We start from the raw sequence: 18023 nt of genomic DNA, 5'->3' as shown, positions 1-18023 counted from the left end.
CATTGGCAGGCTAGGCACGTTCTGCTGCTTTCTCACATACTTAACGTACCGAATTTATGAGGTTTACGCGAAATGGACCTCATATAAGAATCCTCATATATGCGATTTTTATAATTTTCGATGGCGTTCATTCCAGTTGTTTTGCTAAAACTATCCTCAACGCAATTTTGTGGCAGGGTCCACGAGTTAAGAAGGGGGATGGGTGATGCTATGCGCACGAAGCGCTCAAGACCTGTCCGCACGCCCGCATTCCACAAACTTTGACGTTTGGGACGGCGCCCACATCGCCGTGAGATTTTAGGGAGGCGCTTTATTTACCGCTAGTTTGTGTATATTAAAAATAAACTTCACAAATTTTGCGTAAAAAGGTAAAAGGCGCGTGACACACAACAGGCCGGGACTTCCCGGTCGTCAGTGATGAGTGAGAAGGATGAAATATGTCTCAATTGGTTGAGCCCCATGGCGGGCAAGGTTTGAAGCCGCTGTTGGCTCCAAAAACCGAACGCGCAGCAGAGATTGACCGCGCCAAGAACCTCAAACAGGTTCCCATGGGTTCTAAGGAAACGTCTGACGTTTTGATGTTCTCCATGGGCGCATTTACCCCGTTGGACGGCTTTATGGGCCGTGCGGACTGGGAAGGTGTCTGCAAAGATATGAAAATGGCCGACGGTCTGTTCTGGCCGATCCCGGTGACGTTGACCGCCGATCAAGACTTAGCCGACAGCATTGCCGACGGTGAAGAAGTCGCTTTGGTCGACGAAGAAAGCGGCACTGTCATGGCCATCATGACCGTGACCGAAAAGTTCGCCATGAGCGACGAAGACAAAGCGTTTGAATCGCAACACGTCTACACCACCACCGATGGCGAGCACCCGGGCGTGGAAAAAGTCAACGCTCAGCGTGCTGTGGCTTTGGCCGGTCCCGTCAGCGTCATCGACGAAGGCGAGTTCCCGTCCATCTTTGGCGATCTGTACCAGCGCCCGGCGGAATCCCGCGCTGAATTCGCTGAAAAAGGCTGGTCCACGGTGGCGGCGTTCCAAACCCGCAACCCCATGCACCGTTCCCACGAGCACCTGGCGAAAATCGCTGTGGAAGTCACCGACGGTGTCTACATCCACCAAGTTTTGGGCAAATTGAAGCCGGGCGACATCCCCGCCGAAACCCGCACCAAAGCTATTCAAGCCATGATCGACAACTACTTCGTTGCGGGTACCGTGATCCAAGCGGGCTATCCGTTCGAAATGCGTTATGCCGGTCCGCGTGAAGCTTTGTTCCACGCTTTGATCCGCCAAAACTACGGCTGCTCCCACCTGATCGTTGGTCGTGACCACGCCGGTGTTGGCGACTACTACGGTCCGTTCGACGCACAGCACATCTTTGAAAAGCTGTGGGACGGCGCCTTGCAAACCCAACCGCTGAAAATCGACATCACGTTCTACTGCTCCAAGTGCATGGGCATGGCGACCGCCAAAACCTGTCCGCACGACAAAGAGTTCCACGTGTCCATTTCCGGCACCAAGCAGCGTGAAATGCTGGGCGCGGGCGAAGACATCCCGCCCGAATTTTCCCGCCCGGAAGTCGTCAAGGTTTTGCAGGAATACTATGCATCCCTGAAATAAGGCTTCGGCTGAATACGAGAAAAGGGGAGAAGCGTTGGCTTCTCCCCTTTTTTTGGTTTCAATTTTATTCGTTGAGCGCCCATAACGAGATACGATGCTTTGCGATGTGAAGGGGCACTTTTTTCCATAGCTCGTCGGACACATCACAACATTTCATATGGCCAAATTTGAAATATATTTGAGACCTTTTCACCGCGACATCTGTGTGACTATACTTGGTTTGTTCGCAACCTCGCGGGGAGGACATATGAACAAGTCTTCAATAACAATCCTGGTGATTGTATCTCTGTGTTTTCTTGCCCTCCTCACTTGGGAGGTGTTTGACGGATACAAAAAATCCAAGGTGTCATTTGAAGAGAGCATTGAGCTTGTTCTCAAAGACAACCGGCTTACTAACCAAGTCTTTCTGTCTGGGTACAAACAACGTTTGGGGGATATCGCAACTCATGTTGGCAGAACCGGATTTGTCCCCGCTTATAACAGCCAATGCGAAACGAGTTCAGATGAGAGTTGCTTGCTTGGCCTTTTAACTGTTTCTGCGGACAATTCAACACTTTACCAATCTCGAGCTCTCGATTGCGGTCAAATTGAGCTTATTGATTCTTTGAAAGGGGCTGAGAGTAAGGTCTTTGAAATTGGGCCAACAAAGTGGATATCTACTGGGACAGTCATGGCCCCAATTGCTCATATGCTGCCGAACATGGCAGGATGGATGGCCGCCTGCGTGAACGTTGATCCGATACGCAAGTTTTGGCGTGAATTGGAACTTCCTGACAAAACGTCAATGGCACTCGTGAGGGCTTCTGATTTCCGTTTGTGGGTGCGCGAACCCTTTAAACCGGAGCTTTTGGGGCGCGACTTATCTGATGGCCCATTGGTTGCGGCCATGGTAGCGCAAGGAATAGATAGCAATGGCATTGCCGATATAACGGCAACAAAAACAGATTTTGTTCAACGCACTGTTCAATGGAGCCCTATAAACGTAAGTGATTTGGTATTGGTCGTAGGATACCCTAAAGCACACTTTACAGAATCATGGACGCAGAGCGAAGCACATCATTTGACGATTTTGGCTATACTTTGCACGGCATTCACGGCCTTAGCTGTGTTCGCATATAGCAGAATTTCCAATCAATTTAGAGAAGTCTCAAAGCTCGCTAAAAGATTATCAATAGCCACGTCTGGAGGAGGTATTGGTGTCTTCGAGTATGATTTCAACAACGATTATCTTGATTGGAATGATGAGATGTTTCGCATCTTTGGGATCGAGCAAAGCACCTTTACAAACAAGTTTGAAGACTGGCGAAATCTCCTACATCCCAATGAAGCAAGTTCGATTGAAAGATCATTTTTAAAAGCAAGAGAATCAAACGAAACCTTTAAGTCGGATTTTCGTTTTCTGAAACCTGATGGACATGAAGGCTGGGTTTTTATTGTTGCTGAGTTTTCAGATATTGAAGATGGTATGGCGAACCGTGCTCTCGGGATCAGTATGGATGTATCAGAACGTCAAAATGTGAATAGCTTGTTACGAGAAGCAAAACGAGAGGCTGAAGAAGCCAATCGAGCAAAATCTCAATTTCTAGCAAGCATGAGCCATGAATTAAGGACACCATTAAACGCTGTTCTTGGATTTGCTCAGATGTTGGAAATGGATCCCAAACAGATTTTAACAGAGCAATATAAAAGTTACTTATCTTCCATCTTGGAAGGAGGGAATTATCTGCTTGTCCTGGTTAATGAAGTCCTTGATCTATCGAAGATTGAAGCAAATCAGATGCATGTTAAGGTCGAAGAGATTGATGCAAATGTGCTCATTAAAGAGTGTGTCGAGTTATCTCAGCCTCTCACCATTGCGAATGATATTTCTTTGATTGCTCATCAGTCGGAAGCAGTTTTCACATTTGTTCGAACAGATCAAATCAGGCTCAAACAGGTCCTCCTTAATCTGTTGTCTAACGCTATTCGTTACAACAAGTCTGGTGGCAAAGTATCCATTGAAATGAAACATACCCCTCAGGGGTATTTACGCATCTTTGTTCGTGATACTGGCATTGGAATACCAAATGAAGATCATGGTCAGGTCTTCAAGATGTTCCATCGGCTTGGTTCAGACGCATACATTGCCCAAGAAGGAACAGGGATTGGACTGAACGTTTCCAAGTTGATTATTGAACGTTTAGGTGGTGCGATTGGGTTTGAAAGTGCTGAAGGTAAGGGCAGTACATTCTGGCTAGATGTCCCATTGGCAACAAATGCTTATGCCTTAGTTTGGGGCGAACACTTATATACGGGCATTGATGAACTCGATAACGACCATCAAAGGATTGTTTTGATATACAACCGCGTTATTCATAACAATTTGCCACTCTCTGAATTGGATGAAGCGCTACATGGGCTAGTCGAATACATGAAGTCTCACTTCCAACGCGAAGAGACTGTGATGAAAATCTGCGAATATCCGGGATATGACAAACACAAAGCTGAGCATGACGAACTGTTGAGACGTGTCGATGAACTCTGCAAGTTTTGGGATGAAACGCACAGCAAGGAAGAACAGGACCATTTAAGGGAGCTCATGAAAGACCTTTGGGTTAAGCATTTTGTTGAATTAGATTTTGATATGGCGCGCTATACAGTCGGGAAAGAGAAGCTCATAGTTCAAGCCCTTGATGACCTCCCGCTTTGAGCAAACCGTTCTGTTTCTCTCATGATATGTGCAAAAGGTCCTTTATAGGGCGGAACTGATCAACGCGAGCAGGTCAGTCACATGCCTGCATAAGAACAGAAAGCGAAACCGAGGCGGGGTGTTCGTCCTCCTGTTCAATGAAGATATATCTCCCCCCTCTCGACGTCTCAAATAGAGGCCTTTGGGGAGTGATCGCGGCTTGCACGATGAGCTGGAAACCGACTGCCAGACTCGGCCTCCAAAACACATGTAATTGTGCTCCGCAGCATGTAATTTTTGTGCTCTGCAGCATATGAATCGAGCATCAAATGTTCAGAATTCATGTGGGAAAACGAACATTTCGCACCCGCAAAACAACCTTAATACTAGTAATTATTACTCTAAACTATGGTTTAATATATTGAAATTAATATATAAAATAATTTCAGGTTTTTCTTATATGAGAACTTCCGAATTTAATTGCGAGTCAAGCCATCAAACTGATTGTCAAATGACATTTGATTTATATACTGATCCGCTAATGAACGTGGCTTGCAATAAGTGTGACAAATAACTATTGCGAGCCGGAAGGCTGCAACATGGGAGGAATTAATGTTCGCCAGTAATCCATTCGCTGCGCTTACGGAGACGATCTCTGCCGAGATGATCCAAGGCTATGTCATTTTGATGGCTATCTTGGTTGTCGGTATGACGATCTACGACATGATCCATAAGAAAAGCGCTAAATACTTTTTTGCTAAAGCCAAACAGGCTGAAGCCAACCGTGTGCGTGAACTCGGCGCAGGCGACAAAATCGGCATCGCCGTTAAAGTCGCTACCGTAGACGTGGCAACGGCTGGTGAATTCTGCAACCCGATGCGTCGCATCTCTCACATGCTGATGATGTGGGGCTTTATCTTGTTCATCGTGAGCACCGTTGCGCTGACCTTTGCCTACACCGGCGAAGCTCCGGCAATTGTTGCTCAACTGTGGCACCTGGGTGCGATCATGGTCATGGTCGGCGGTTACTGGTTCTGGTTCTTCATCCGCGTTGATGTATCTGCCGAAGCTGTGTCTTTGTTCCGCATCGTCCAGGCTGACTTGTTTATCTTGTCTCTGCTGGGCACCACGACCTTCGGTCTGTTGTGGTCCATCATGCAATCCAAAGGCGATGCCATGTGGACGACCATCTTCTTGGCTCTGTTCATCATCTCCGCAACATTCTTGTTTGGCGGTGTGCTGTGGTCCAAATTCGCTCACATGTTCTTCAAACCGGCTGCTGCGTTCAACAAACGCGTGATCAAAGCTGACGGTTCTCGTGAGAACTTGCCGGAAGATTTCGATCTGACGAGCAGCGAAATTCAAAAACGCTATCCGGACATTCCGGAATACATGGGTACCAACCCGTCCTACATGGGCCTCGGTATCAAGCGTGAGAAACCCAAGCACTACTAAGTTAACCTGCAAGATTCTTTCGAACAGGGAAGGAAACGAATTATGCCTACTTTTGTCTATATGACACGATGCGACGGCTGCGGACACTGTGTTGATATCTGCCCGTCTGACATCATGCACATCGATACGACGTATCGCCGTGCGTACAACATCGAACCGAACATGTGCTGGGAATGCTATTCTTGCGTGAAAGCGTGCCCGCAAAACGCCATCGACGTTCGTGGTTACGCCGACTTCGCACCGTTGGGTCACAGCGTTCGCGCCGTGCGCGACGAAGAAAAAGGTGTTATTGCCTGGCGCATCAAATTCCGCAATGGCAAGAAAGATCTCAGCCTCTTGGCTCCGATCACCACCAAGCCGTGGGGCAAGTACATCCCGCAATTGCGTGACGTTCCGGCACCGACCCAAGAACAACGCGACAGCCAATATCTGTATAACGAGCCGAAGTACATCCGCATGGATGACGGCGGGATCCACACGCTGGAAACCAACGGCTTGAAGATTGTTGAAGGGGTCCAGTACTAATGGCTTACAAAACTATCGTCGAAGACAATATCGACATCCTCGTCGCTGGTGCTGGCCTTGGCGGTACTGGTGCAGCTTTCGAAGCCCGCTACTGGGGTCAAAACAAAAAGATCGTGATTGCCGAAAAAGCAAACATCGATCGCTCCGGTGCTGTTGCTCAAGGTCTGTACGCGATCAACTGCTACATGGGTACCCGCTTTGGCGAGAACAACCCGGAAGACCACGTGCGCTACGCGCGCATCGATTTGATGGGCATGGTTCGCGAAGACTTGCTGTTTGATATGGCACGTCACGTCGATTCCGCTGTTCACCAATTCGAAGAGTGGGGCATGCCGATCATGCGTGATCTGGAAAAAGGCTCCTTCCTGCGTGAAGGTCGCTGGCAGATCATGATCCACGGTGAAAGCTACAAGCCGCTTGTTGCTGAAGCAGCGAAAAAATCCGCTGACAAAGTTTACAACCGTGTTGCCGTCACCCACTTGCTGATGGACGAAGCCAAAGAAAACCGCGTTGCCGGTGCTGTTGGTTTCAACGTTCGTACGGGTAACTTCCACGTCTTTAAATCCAAAACCGTTGTTTGCGGTGCTGGTGGCGCTTCCAACATCTTCAAACCGCGTTCCGTGGGCGAAGGTGCTGGCCGTGTTTGGTACGCTCCGTGGTCCTCTGGTTCTGCATACGCGTTGATGATCAACGCTGGTGCAAAAATGACCCAGATGGAAAACCGCATCGTGCTGGCGCGCTTTAAAGACGGTTACGGTCCGGTTGGTGCTTACTTCTTGCACCTCAAAACCTACACCCAAAACGCATATGGCGAAGAGTACGAATCCAAGTGGTTCCCGGCCCTGCAAAAAATGGTCGGTAAAGAATACTTGGATCCGGAACTGTCCCACGCGACCCACCGTCCGATCCCGACGTGCTTGCGTAACCACGCGATCATCAACGAGGTCAACGCTGGCCGCGGTCCGATCCACATGGTCACCATGCACTCCTTCCAAGATCCGCACCTGGAAGAAATCGGTTGGCACAACTTCTTGGGCATGACCGTTGGTCAAGCTGTCTTGTGGGCAGCAACCGACGTCGATCCGAAATACCAAAACCCGGAACTGACCACGTCCGAACCGTACGTTATGGGTTCGCACGCCACCGGTTGCGGCGCATGGTGCTCGGGTCCGGAAGACATTTCTCCGCCGGAATACCAGTGGGGCTACAACCGCATGATGACCGTCGAAGGTCTGTTCGGCGCCGGTGACGCAGTTGGCGGCACGCCGCACGCGTTCTCTTCCGGTTCGTTCACCGAAGGTCGTATCTCTGCGAAATCTGCTTGTAAGTACATCGACGACGGCAAAGCCGAAGGCATCCGCGTCACCGACAGCCAAATCAACAAGCTGAAGGAAGAAGTCTACAAGCCGATGGAACACTACAAAATCCATCGCAACGACATTGTTGCTGGTTCTGTTAACCCGAACTACATCAACCCGCGTCAAGCTCTCGACCGTCTGCAAAAGCTGATGGACGAATACGCTGGCGGTGTGACGGTTAGCTACATGACCAACGACAAACTGTTGAGCATCGGCCTCATGAAAATGAAGATTTTGGAAGAAGATCTTGAAAAAGTTGCGGCTTCCGACCTTCACGAACTGCTGCGCGCTTGGGAAGTCAAGCACCGTCATCGCACCTCTGAGTGCGTGATGCAGCACACGCTGTTCCGTAAAGAAACGCGTTGGCCGGGTTACTACTACCGTGGTGACGCCATGAAAGTGGATGACGAAAACTGGCACGTCCTGACCGTGTCGCGTCGTGATCCGCAAACCGGCGCATACACCATGGAAAAAGCACCGCTGTACCACCTCGTCGAAGACGAAACTGCAGCAGCTGCTGAGTAACATGAAAACACCCGGCGAGAGCTTCATCAGGAGCTCCCGCCGGAGCCTTAAAAAAGATCAACGCTCAGGTGTTGATCTTTTTTTTGCTCCCTGGCAAGGTCATGCCCCCAGTTGAATAGAGAACGCACATGAACATTATTGATCTTTCTGACGAAGAAATCCTCGCCGTGGCCGAGCCCATGTGGCAAGACATGATCCGCTTTTCCAATGCGGGCGAGTACGGCAAGTTCATCCGCAACTTCGATTACACCTTGGTCCAAGGCTTGAACGAAGTCGAAATCGGCAAACAATTCGCGCGCTCGGAGCTGACGCGCTCCTTGTCCGAAGTTTACGACCACCTCGGCATGATCCGCCGTGGAGAGCACATCACGGTGCTGTACCGGGTGCGCTCCACCAAAAAAGAAGGCGAGTGGCTGGGCCGCTTGGTTTTGGGCTATAATGACAAAGACGAAATCAAAGTCTTTGGCGCGTCCATCTTCTAAGGTGTGGGAACAAGTCTGACATGAGCGAAAAAATTGAAGACGATAAGTTCGTCGAGCTGAGCTACAAGGTCATCGACCAAAAGACCGGTGAACAGCTGATTGCTGTGGAATATCCCATCGGCTACGTGCACGGCTGCGACTGTGCCCTGGACGACAGCGTGACGTCCGAGCTCGCCGGTAAGAAGAAGGGCGACATCATCGAAGTCCCCATCGACTGCAACGTGCTCTATGGCCCGCGCGATGAAAACCTGGTGTTCACGGACGCGCTTGAAAACGTGCCCGAAGAGTACCGTGAAATCGGCATGACCATCACCATGGAAAACTCCAAAGGCGAGCCGAAAAACTTCATCGTGACGCGCATGGACGACAAAACGCTGACCATCGACGGCAACAACCCGCTGTGTGGCCGCATGGTGATCTTCAAGCTCGAAGTCCTCAACGTCCGCGCCGCCACGGAAGAAGAAATCGAATACGGCGGAGCCGTAGAAGACACCCCCAACATCAACATGGACAACGCTGTCCCGATCAACTGAGCGGTGGGTTTAGGTCTGAGATTGCCAAACGGCGGAGCAGGGTGCTCCGCCGTTTTTTTGTTGGTCGTGGGCGCGATTGTCTAAACGCCAAATTGGGGTGACTTGGCTCGTGCGAAGGTCGTATGATGGCTGCACACTCAAGGGGAATGTGTATGATGCAGACGCAACTCAAAAGGGATCGCTCCAACCTTACCGAAAGCCAATCCCTATTGGCCGTGTTGGCCTGCAACTTGGCAGCTAAGCGCGGATTGATTGATTTAGGCCCGTTAGTGGCGGGGGCTCTGTTGCTCGTCGTTAGCCTATTTCCACATTTTTCCTTCGCCGAAACATCGGATCAGCCGTCGATACAAGCTTTGGTCCAAAAAGCCAAAGTCGCTTTCGAGGCTCAAGACGAACAATCTCTTGACCTCATCTTGGATCGCATTCTTGAGCGTGTAACCGGTTTTCCATCCGCGTCGACAGGTGTCCCCGAAGGCGTTTCAGATGATGAGTACATTGAAAAAATGTGCGCATATGACAGAATTACCCAACCCATTTATTCAGCCGAATTCTTGGATGTTCTTCGCCATCAATCTGCGTTTTTGGCCTATATCGCAGTTGACGAGGGCTCGGAGCATGACGTTTGGATGCGGGCCATCACAGAGTGCCGCCTTACGGACGGACGACCGACGATTATTTCGCGCTTCATGCAAGATGGCATTGACTGGGCCACAAAGTTTAAGTCTGCCGACGCAAAAAAAGCGTTGCGTATGGCGCAAGAGATAAAAAAACGATCTGAGGAAAATCCAAAAATAAGGGAGCTTGTCACATTCGCCAAATTGGTTGGTTTTGATGCTCAAGATAAGCAAAAACGGGCACTTCCTGAGAGAAGTAACAAGCGCTTCTCCCAGGCTGTACTTGTCGACAAAGCCGATAAAGGTGACCTTCATGCACAATTTGAACTCGCCCGACGATTAGAAATCGGAGATCAATTTCACCAGGACATTTCCATGGCCTACTTTTGGTATCAACGTGCCCATAAGAATGGAGGTGGAGAAGAAGCCCTGTCCAGAATGAACGGCATACTTCCTCACTTATCAAAAGGAGACTTGGCGGTTATAGAAATTTGGGTCAAAAATAATTTTAGACCTTATTTGTAGTAGTCGCGACCTGATCTGACAGTTCCCGGTTTTGACGTGGCGTCTTTGAGATCAAGTCTGAACGACTTCAGCTAAATCAATTAACTCTGACCGCATTGTTAGGGCGCTCCCTTTAGTGGATAGTTGTGACACTCACCAGTATGGCTCATCTAGAGTCCGTTGGGGCCGTCCATACCATTGCTGTAATTCATCCCCCAATACTATTCAGCGTATTTCCCAATAAGCAATTTAAATGGCTCAATTCCAAAGTATTTTTGATCTACGATTTCAATTCTTTGAGCGACAAATTCTGGCTTATTTATATTTTCACGCACTCTTTCTTCGCTTTCGTCAATGATCAAGGCAAGTAAGAAAATTTCTCGCGTATCATCACCATTCAGTATAGCGCGACTGATCCATTCCACAGCTTTGGTTAAATCTCGCTCGACACCTTTACCTTCCGCGTAAGCTACGCCAAGCTCGGATTGTGCTCTTGCATTGCCTTTATAAGCCGCACTCTCGTACCAATGAAATGCCGATGGCTTGTCGAGCTTCGTGCCTACGCCAGTTTCATAAAGGGTGCCAAGGTGATATTGTGCCTCAGCAAAACCCTGGCTGGCTGATTTTTCCAACAACTCAAATGCCCGTTGCGGATTTTTCTCCACGAGTTGACCGTGCAAGTGCATCCGCGCCAGCACCATCTGACCAAAGTCAAATCCCCCTTCTGCCGATTTAACAAGCCAGTATAGAAATTGATTCTGGTCTTTAATAAAGCCATCACCTTCAGCATATCGCCTTGCAAGCAAGTATTGAGCCCTCGGATGCCCTAGTTCAGCGGCTTTGCGCTGCCATGACAACGCAAGTGATTGGTCGGTTTCGACACCTAGCCCCTCACGATACATCATGGCAATCAAGTATGCGGCTTCCGGGTGACCTGCTTCGGCCACAGGAAGCCACTCTTTGTAAGCCAGTTCATAATCTTGTTTTACAAAAGCTGCCTTGCCTTCCGCTACACCAGCCAAAACTGGTGGTGGAACAAGCAAAAATAGGCAAAGACTGACAACAAAAAATATTTTGAACATCAATGCGCCTCGGTTTATGGCTCACCTATAAACATCGAAGATACTATTATAATGTGGGTTCATAGGATCGTTCAACTTTGGGTTTGCGTTGTGTTTTCCACCGCCATAACCGTTAAGTTGCTTGTATGAATCTAGCCTCATATCTGGCGGAGGTGCGGGGGGGGGTACTCAAAGAAACTGGGCCATCTAGAAGGTTATATGGTGTAGTTGTGTTCAATCCCTTGCGGGGTGAACCAATAGGAGGTGCACCAGCTGCTTTCTTTGCAAGGTTTTCCATCCAGTCCTGCAGAAAACTCCGGGTCGCTTCAACATCGTTCGATTGTTGTGTCGAAGGTTTTGATGATTCCGACTTTTGCTCCGCTGCCAACTGATCTGATCGATCCATGATCGCCTGATTTTCGCGTTCGACATCTTCGATGGTTTGGGGCTGATTATAACCACCACGCACAGTCGTATTTTCTTCGTTCACAGATACCGGAGCGTCCTTAATCGAGGACATTGGGTCCGCTCCCAGAGTTTCTTTTTCGTCTTCCTCCTCTTTTAGTTGAATAAGAGCGGCGCGGTTCTGGCGTTCGGCTAGATCTTTTGCTTTCTCCTCATCTTTGTTGACAGTCATGGTCGGCACAGATTTCGTCGATAGCATACCGCCAGGTGTTTCTTGGCCCTGATTTCCTTTGGCTTGGAGTTGGCTGTTTTCATTGTCGCCGCCACTGTCGTTTTGAAAGCCTCCGGTTCCATGGGTGTTTTGAGCATCATAAGCGCCCATTGCACTTTCATACCCTCCCCAGAAGTCGTCATCACTCATACTGTCGTCATCGTCGAAGCCGATATCTACACCGTGAATATTGAACTCTGGTAGCCCTGTCACAGGATTGATGGACCCACCATCCGTTACCCGGTCGAGCAGGTTGGCTTCCGCTGGGGTGATATGGGCCAATATGGTGTCGCCGTAGCGGCCTTGTTGGCGTACGCTTTGGGCCATAGCCTTGAGCATAGTTTCAGACTCTCCGCCCGGCTTCATCTCGCCATCGACACGCAAGCCGCTGGTTTCTTGGAATTGGCGAATGGCATCGAACAGGCCCCGGTCAGGGTATTCGCTGACACCCCACTCAGGAGCTTCGTAAAAGCCCAGGTCTGACAGAGCGTGTTTGACCGATAGGACGTCGGCAGGATTGGCTGCTGCACTGGCGGCCAACATGGCGTTAAGGTTCATTCGGTTGTTCATGACTGTATTCCTAGTCAATGGGCATGCAGAAACACACACGCCAAACAGCGCGGTTCCCGAGCGTGCCGGGTTCAACAAAAGTGGGAGATGCTCTGCCAATACCCGAGGGCATCCATGAGCCGTGGGCGCGCCACATATATATCGAGCTGCGCCGTCTTGTGTCCAAAACCCTCAAAAAGAGCATGGCAGAAGCACCTTGAACTCATGAATAGAACAAAACACGAACAGTGTCAAGTATATTTTCCTATTCAGGTTTTCTAGGCATTTTGCTCTGTTATGGCAAAGACATATCCTTTGCCTTATTTCGTTTTGAGGAATGTGCGCAGCAACGGCCCTTTTTTACCTAGCGATCAGGTGTAGCTGAAGATGTGCTCACCCTTCACAACTCCGTATACTTCCGCGCATTCCCCTTGGCTTTCTCCACCGGGTATTTCTCATCGTTCTTGACGATTTTTTTGTGGGCTTCGGTGACGAGGTCTATTCCGGCGCGCTCGGAGATGAGCAGCAGGTACAAAAACACGTCAGAGACCTCTTCGCTCAGCCGTGCACGGAAGTCTGGGTCGTCGACTTTGGCTTCCAGCTCAGCGGCGTCTTTCCATTGGGTGAGCTCTAAGAGCTCTCCGGCCTCGATGCTCGCGGACGCGATCAAGTCTTTGAGGCTGTGAAATTGGCGCCAATCGCGGGCGTCGCGAAACGCAATCAGGCGCTCGGTCAGGTCATTGATCAGTTGGCTCATGCCCATCTCTTTCATTTCAAAAGGGAATCTCAACCCGATAAAAATAGCGCATTTTCCGTCGCTCGCGCGCCAAAATGTCGTATATTAGCGATAACTTCTATTCTACTGGATTCCAAGCCCAAAAGGACACGGACCACTTCATGCTGATTGCTCAGATTTCCGACACCCACATCGGTGGGGAGATGGACAAAAACATGCCCGACGGGCCCGACCGTATCGACGTCACCAAAGCCTTTGTCGCGCACATCAAAAGCTTGGACGAAAAGCCCGACCTGATCTTGCACACGGGCGACGCCACCCACGGCGGCACCGAAGAGCTTTATGCCCACGTACATCAGATTTTTGACGGCATCGGCATTCCGGTTTATTTCTCCCTCGGCAACCGCGATCAACGCGAAAACTTGGTGACGTGTTTGAGCCACTTCGGCAAGGCGGAGCTGCACGAGGGCTTTTTGATCTACAGCGTGGAAGATTATCCCATACGCCTCATCGCCATGGACACGCAAAACCGCGAAAACAACAAAGGGGCAACGTGCTCGGTGCGTTTGGGCGTGTTGCAAAAACTGTTGGACGAACAGCCTGAGCGCAAAACGGCGCTGTTCATGCACCACCCGCCGTTTGAAGTCACCACGTCCGCGTATCCGTTCCCCTTCGACGATCAAGTTCTGGCCGAAGCGTTCTTGGACACGGTGGCGAAGAACACACAAATCGTGCAGATGTTTTGCGGCCACATGCACCGGGACTTTCAAGTGAAGCTCGGCACTTGCATGGCGACGTGCGTGCCCAGCCTGCCGCCGGACAACCGTTTGGGCGACTTTCCGCCCGACCAAGTGCGACAGCCCGTCTATCACCTGCACCGCTGGAACGAAGACGCAGGGCACTTCGACACCACGTTGGAGGTTGCACCTTTGGAAACGTTGAAAGCTGCAAGCTAAGATTCACTTTAGATTCATGCAGCTGTCACAGCTACATGGTTATGTGCGGTCGAAAAAGCTAAGAAACGTGACAAGGGTGCCAGCATGATGCAGGCTATTTCCGCCCCCCTTCAAAGACCGCTGCCCAAACCTCTGGACGTTGCCAAGTACGATCCGTTCTTGGCGGACTGTCCCCAAATTGACGCCACCCATCCCGCCATCCAAGATCAGGCCGAGATATTGGCCTTTCGTTTGATGGACGACGAAGACATCACGCGCGCGTGTTATGAGTGGGTGCGCGATGAAGTTGCACATACCGGCGATGTGGGTGAGGGACCTGTGACGTGCAAAGCGTCCGATGTGCTTGAGCACCGCACGGGCTTTTGTTTTGCCAAAAGCCATTTGCTCGCGGCCCTTCTGCGCGCCAACGGGGTGCCAGCCGGTATGACGTATCAGCGTCTGCGCGCCGACGACGGCACGCGTTATGTCTTGCATGGTCTCAACGTGGTGCACCTGCCGCGCTTGGGCTGGTATCGCATGGACGCACGTGGCAACACAGACGGTGTCGATGCCCAGTTTACGCCCCCCAACGAACACCTCGCCTGGACAGGCAAAGAGCCCGGCGAGATCAACTTCGACCCGGTCTGGGCCACGCCCATGAAAGAGGTGGTGGAGATGTTGGAAACGTACGACACCGTTAAAGACGTTCAGAAGAACATGATTGATATCGTGCAGATGTAAGTCAGTATTCAACTGTTCAGGTTAAGCTCAACAGCTTCCCCATCCTCCGTCACCCCGGACTTGATCCGGGGTCCATGGGCGACTGCTTAGACGTGTTTGTTAGTGACTTTAAGCCGAGAGGCCCATAGGCTCCTGCCTTCGCAGGAGCGACAATAAAAATGATAAAAAACGCCCTCCAAAATCGAAGGGCGTTTTTGTTTGGTCGCGATGTATGAGGCGTCTTAAGCGTAGGTCGGGAACTCCGTTCCGTCGCCGTGTTGTTGCTCCATATCCACCGGCGCTTTGGCCAGTTTGTGATAGGGCAAATTAAACTCTTCCATGAAGGTCTGACAGCGGTCCTGATCCCAATCCAACAAGGGGTTCACGCGGATCAAGCGGCCTTCGCGTTCCACCCGGGTGCGGGTGGAACGGTCTTGGTCATAGTGATAGACGGCGCTGATCCAGCAGTCATAGGGGGCCAGCGTGGCGTTTAAGTGCATGGCTTCTTGGGTGCCGTCGGTGGCGCGGTCGTATTGGGCTTTGACCCATTCGATGTGGTCCAAATCGCCTTTTTGAATTTGGCTTTCGTTGTCGCCGACGGGGCTTAACACATTGGTGAATCCAAAACGTTTGACGATGTCGGTTTTGAACTCTTCGCTTTCGGGGAACACTTTGCCCGCGTTGCAATAGATGATCGGAACGTTCGGATCAACCTCCGCCACCATTTGCTGGACGATGGTGGAGCGCGCGCGCAGAGATGCGGTCATGGCGATGCGTCCCGGGAATTTTTCTTTGATTAAGAATTCCAACAAATCCAGGCACGCCATGTCTTCGCAGGCTTGCTTCAATTCTGCACTGTCAACAGATGTGCATTCGATCATACTTAAACTTCCCCAAATTACGTTTTGCCTCGCCGCCCTTTGTGGGCGTGTTGAGGCAGTCTAAATCAAAAAGCTAAGTGCTTACAAAATAAAGTTTATTTCGGTTTTTTCTAAAGTAGTAACATTGTATTAGTGCTTTGAAATCTAAGACGGTTTTGGGGATTTGGAAGGGTAATAAAGTTGCGCGAAAAAGCCTCTATTTACATAGATTTGCTATGAAATAGGTGCGGTTTGGCAAACGCTTTAGCGTTGTGCCGTGCCGAGCGCCATGATCAGCGTCGCTGCATAGGGGCTGTCCAAGGTGTAATAGGTCTTGTCGTCTTTGCGCAGGGTGGTGATCAAGCATTGTTCGCGCAAGTGGCCTAAATGCTGGGCAAGGTCGTCGCGCTTGCCGCCGATGATGTCGAGGAGTTCATCAACCTGTAACTCTCCCATGTCATGAAGCAACGTCATAATCATGAGACGATCGGGGTGCGCCAGTTCGGCGATCAGGTTGGTGGCTTCGTCCGCCATGTGCGAATGGCACAGACACCTGGGCCCAGGTTCGGTTTTGATTTCGATTAAGTCTGTTTTCAGATCTGTCGGAAGTGGGTCTTTGAGCCCCATTTTTTTCTCCGATCGTTTGGTTTCGGGCACGGGAGGTCCACGCCAGTATGCGCAAAACGTGTATAACATACATTAACGTCAAACGGATACGTTTTGCAGCGTCTCTTCAGCGCTCAAGCCCTGCCTTGGCGGCGAACACAAAGCATGGTATGGGCTTAGACGATTAATGAGCGAGGTTCGATACTTCATGCGCCGTTTTGTGCCGTCCGAATTTTCCTTTTCGCCGCTGATGGCGCTGGTCCCGGGGTTTACCCTGTTGGCCGCGTTTTCGGCGGACGATCAGTTCAGCACGCACGAAATTTGGCTGTCCGTGATCGTGATTGGCGCAGGCGCGGTGTGGGCGGGTTTTAAGCAAGCGCGTGTGTTCCCCGAACCCGTCACCAAAGTCGATACCACCTTGGCCTCGGTCATTTTGGACGCACTGCCCGATCCGGTGCTGTTGTTGGATAAACACCGTCGCGTGGTGGCGGCCAACCGGGCGGCGGACGAATTGTTGGGCTCCGCCATTCACGGGCGTGACATCTGCTTGGTGATGCGCCAACCCCACATCCAAGACACGCTGAAAAACACGGTCGCGGGTCATCAGTCGAGCGGTGCGAAAGACGTCGAATTCGAGCTGCCGGTGCGCCGCAGCTATCAGCTGCAAATTATGTCGGTGCCCAAGGGCCAAGCCTTGGCTGTGCGCGCGGTGATGGCGCTGCACGAAGTGACCGCTTTGAAGCATGCCGAAACCATGCGCGCGGACTTCGTCGCCAACGCCTCGCACGAACTGCGCTCTCCCTTGGCGTCGGTCAGCGGCTTTATCGAAACACTGCAAACGTCGGCTGAAGACGACCCACAGGCGCGTCAACGTTTCTTAGGCATTATGGACGGCGAAGCCCGGCGCATGGCGCGCCTGATTGATGATTTGTTGTCTCTGTCGAAAATTGAGATTCGCGAACACATCCGACCGAAGGAAAAGGTCGCCTTGCCCAAAATCTTAGAAGCTGTCGTCGATTCCATTCAGATCAGGGCCGACAAGAAGAACATTTCGCTGGTGCTGACGTGCCCCCACGACTTCCCAGAAGTTTACGGTGATGAAGACCAATTGCGTGAAGTGTTCCAGAACTTGGTCGATAACGCTGTGAAGTACGGCGCAAGCGATAGTCCTGTGAACCTCAAAGCGGCTTTGGTGAACAACATGCAAGACACCGGCGAGCCGGGGGTCGAGGTCTCCGTCACCAACCAAGGTGAGGGAATCGCACCTGAGCACCTGTCACGCCTGACAGAGCGGTTTTACCGCATCGACAAAAGCCGTTCGCGCGCCATGGGAGGGACCGGTTTGGGACTCGCCATTGTCAAACACATCATCAATCGCCACCGCGGCCGCTTGATTGTGACAAGCGAACTGTCACAAGGGGCTACTTTTTCGGTTCAGCTGCCCCTTGAAAAGTCGCAACACCCTCAAAAAGCTTAGCTTTTTGCTCGTCACATATCTGTAACATATCTTTCATAAAAGGGACCCTGCAGGGCAATAGCTTGCGACAGTGTTTACGCGCATATGATGTGCGTATGAGGACAAGTTTTTTTAAGCCCT

The 18023-nt window shown here is 50.8% G+C and carries 16 protein-coding genes; 11 read left to right on the top strand and 5 right to left on the bottom strand.

Annotated elements, in window-relative coordinates:
* Positions 1-437: 437 nt before the first annotated feature.
* The 8 genes from sat (at position 438) to V5T82_RS11420 (ending at position 10304) form a co-directional block, all read left to right on the top strand.
* Entirely contained in the window at positions 438-1619 is a 1182-nt protein-coding gene (gene sat / locus V5T82_RS11455; RefSeq protein ID WP_332895774.1) for a sulfate adenylyltransferase, read from the top strand.
* Positions 1620-1866: 247 nt separating this feature from the next.
* Complete coding sequence (locus tag V5T82_RS11450) at positions 1867-4308, top strand: ATP-binding protein (RefSeq protein WP_332895773.1); 2442 nt, start codon at positions 1867-1869, stop codon at positions 4306-4308.
* Between the two features lie 591 nt (positions 4309-4899).
* Positions 4900-5742 carry a hypothetical protein gene (locus tag V5T82_RS11445; RefSeq protein ID WP_332895772.1) on the top strand — a complete coding sequence of 281 codons (843 nt, stop codon included), beginning with the start codon at positions 4900-4902 and terminating at the stop codon, positions 5740-5742.
* A gap of 42 nt (positions 5743-5784) precedes the next feature.
* Positions 5785-6267 (top strand): adenylyl-sulfate reductase subunit beta, encoded by a 483-nt coding sequence (gene aprB, locus V5T82_RS11440; RefSeq protein ID WP_332895771.1) that lies wholly within the window; start codon positions 5785-5787, stop codon positions 6265-6267.
* Positions 6267-8150 (top strand): adenylyl-sulfate reductase subunit alpha, encoded by a 1884-nt coding sequence (gene aprA, locus V5T82_RS11435; protein WP_332895770.1) that lies wholly within the window; start codon positions 6267-6269, stop codon positions 8148-8150. The genes aprB and aprA overlap by 1 nt, the downstream gene beginning before the upstream one ends.
* A gap of 128 nt (positions 8151-8278) precedes the next feature.
* Positions 8279-8632 carry a hypothetical protein gene (locus V5T82_RS11430; protein WP_332895769.1) on the top strand — a complete coding sequence of 118 codons (354 nt, stop codon included), beginning with the start codon at positions 8279-8281 and terminating at the stop codon, positions 8630-8632.
* Between the two features lie 20 nt (positions 8633-8652).
* Complete coding sequence (locus V5T82_RS11425) at positions 8653-9165, top strand: FKBP-type peptidyl-prolyl cis-trans isomerase (protein ID WP_332895768.1); 513 nt, start codon at positions 8653-8655, stop codon at positions 9163-9165.
* Between the two features lie 152 nt (positions 9166-9317).
* On the top strand, positions 9318-10304 hold the full coding sequence (locus V5T82_RS11420; RefSeq protein WP_332895767.1) for a hypothetical protein: 987 nt from the start codon (positions 9318-9320) through the stop codon (positions 10302-10304).
* A 200-nt stretch (positions 10305-10504) separates the two neighbouring features.
* Here V5T82_RS11420 and V5T82_RS11415 read toward each other — a convergent pair whose 3' ends face one another.
* The 3 genes from V5T82_RS11415 to V5T82_RS11405 all read right to left on the bottom strand — a co-directional run bounded on the left by V5T82_RS11415 (position 10505) and on the right by V5T82_RS11405 (position 13326).
* Positions 10505-11365, bottom strand: coding sequence for a tetratricopeptide repeat protein (locus tag V5T82_RS11415; RefSeq protein WP_332895766.1), 861 nt, complete (start codon positions 11363-11365; stop codon positions 10505-10507).
* A 112-nt stretch (positions 11366-11477) separates the two neighbouring features.
* Complete coding sequence (locus V5T82_RS11410; RefSeq protein ID WP_332895765.1) at positions 11478-12590, bottom strand: peptidoglycan-binding domain-containing protein; 1113 nt, start codon at positions 12588-12590, stop codon at positions 11478-11480.
* Positions 12591-12969: 379 nt separating this feature from the next.
* Positions 12970-13326, bottom strand: coding sequence for a nucleotide pyrophosphohydrolase (locus tag V5T82_RS11405; protein WP_332895764.1), 357 nt, complete (start codon positions 13324-13326; stop codon positions 12970-12972).
* 140 nt (positions 13327-13466) lie between these two features.
* On the opposite strand from V5T82_RS11405, the gene V5T82_RS11400 reads away from it, so the two are divergent.
* On the top strand, positions 13467-14261 hold the full coding sequence (locus tag V5T82_RS11400; RefSeq protein WP_332895763.1) for a metallophosphoesterase family protein: 795 nt from the start codon (positions 13467-13469) through the stop codon (positions 14259-14261).
* Between the two features lie 84 nt (positions 14262-14345).
* A complete protein-coding gene (locus tag V5T82_RS11395) occupies positions 14346-14981 on the top strand; it encodes a transglutaminase-like domain-containing protein (RefSeq protein ID WP_332895762.1) in 636 nt (211 codons plus the stop codon).
* Positions 14982-15202: 221 nt separating this feature from the next.
* Here V5T82_RS11395 and V5T82_RS11390 read toward each other — a convergent pair whose 3' ends face one another.
* Both V5T82_RS11390 and V5T82_RS11385 read right to left on the bottom strand, forming a co-directional pair.
* Entirely contained in the window at positions 15203-15841 is a 639-nt protein-coding gene (locus tag V5T82_RS11390; protein WP_332895761.1) for a phosphoadenosine phosphosulfate reductase domain-containing protein, read from the bottom strand.
* Between the two features lie 243 nt (positions 15842-16084).
* The gene (locus V5T82_RS11385) at positions 16085-16477 is read right to left on the bottom strand and encodes a hypothetical protein (protein ID WP_332895760.1); all 393 of its coding nucleotides are present in this window, start codon (positions 16475-16477) and stop codon (positions 16085-16087) included.
* 136 nt (positions 16478-16613) lie between these two features.
* Between V5T82_RS11385 and V5T82_RS11380 the strand changes: the two genes are divergently transcribed.
* Positions 16614-17903 (top strand): ATP-binding protein, encoded by a 1290-nt coding sequence (locus tag V5T82_RS11380; RefSeq protein ID WP_332895759.1) that lies wholly within the window; start codon positions 16614-16616, stop codon positions 17901-17903.
* Positions 17904-18023 lie beyond the last annotated feature (120 nt).

The sequence above is a fragment of the Magnetovibrio sp. PR-2 genome, assembly GCF_036689815.1.
Classification (GTDB): Bacteria; Pseudomonadota; Alphaproteobacteria; order Rhodospirillales; family Magnetovibrionaceae; genus Magnetovibrio.
Note: the sequence above shows the minus strand (reverse complement) of the source record. Positions and strands in the feature narration are given on the sequence as shown.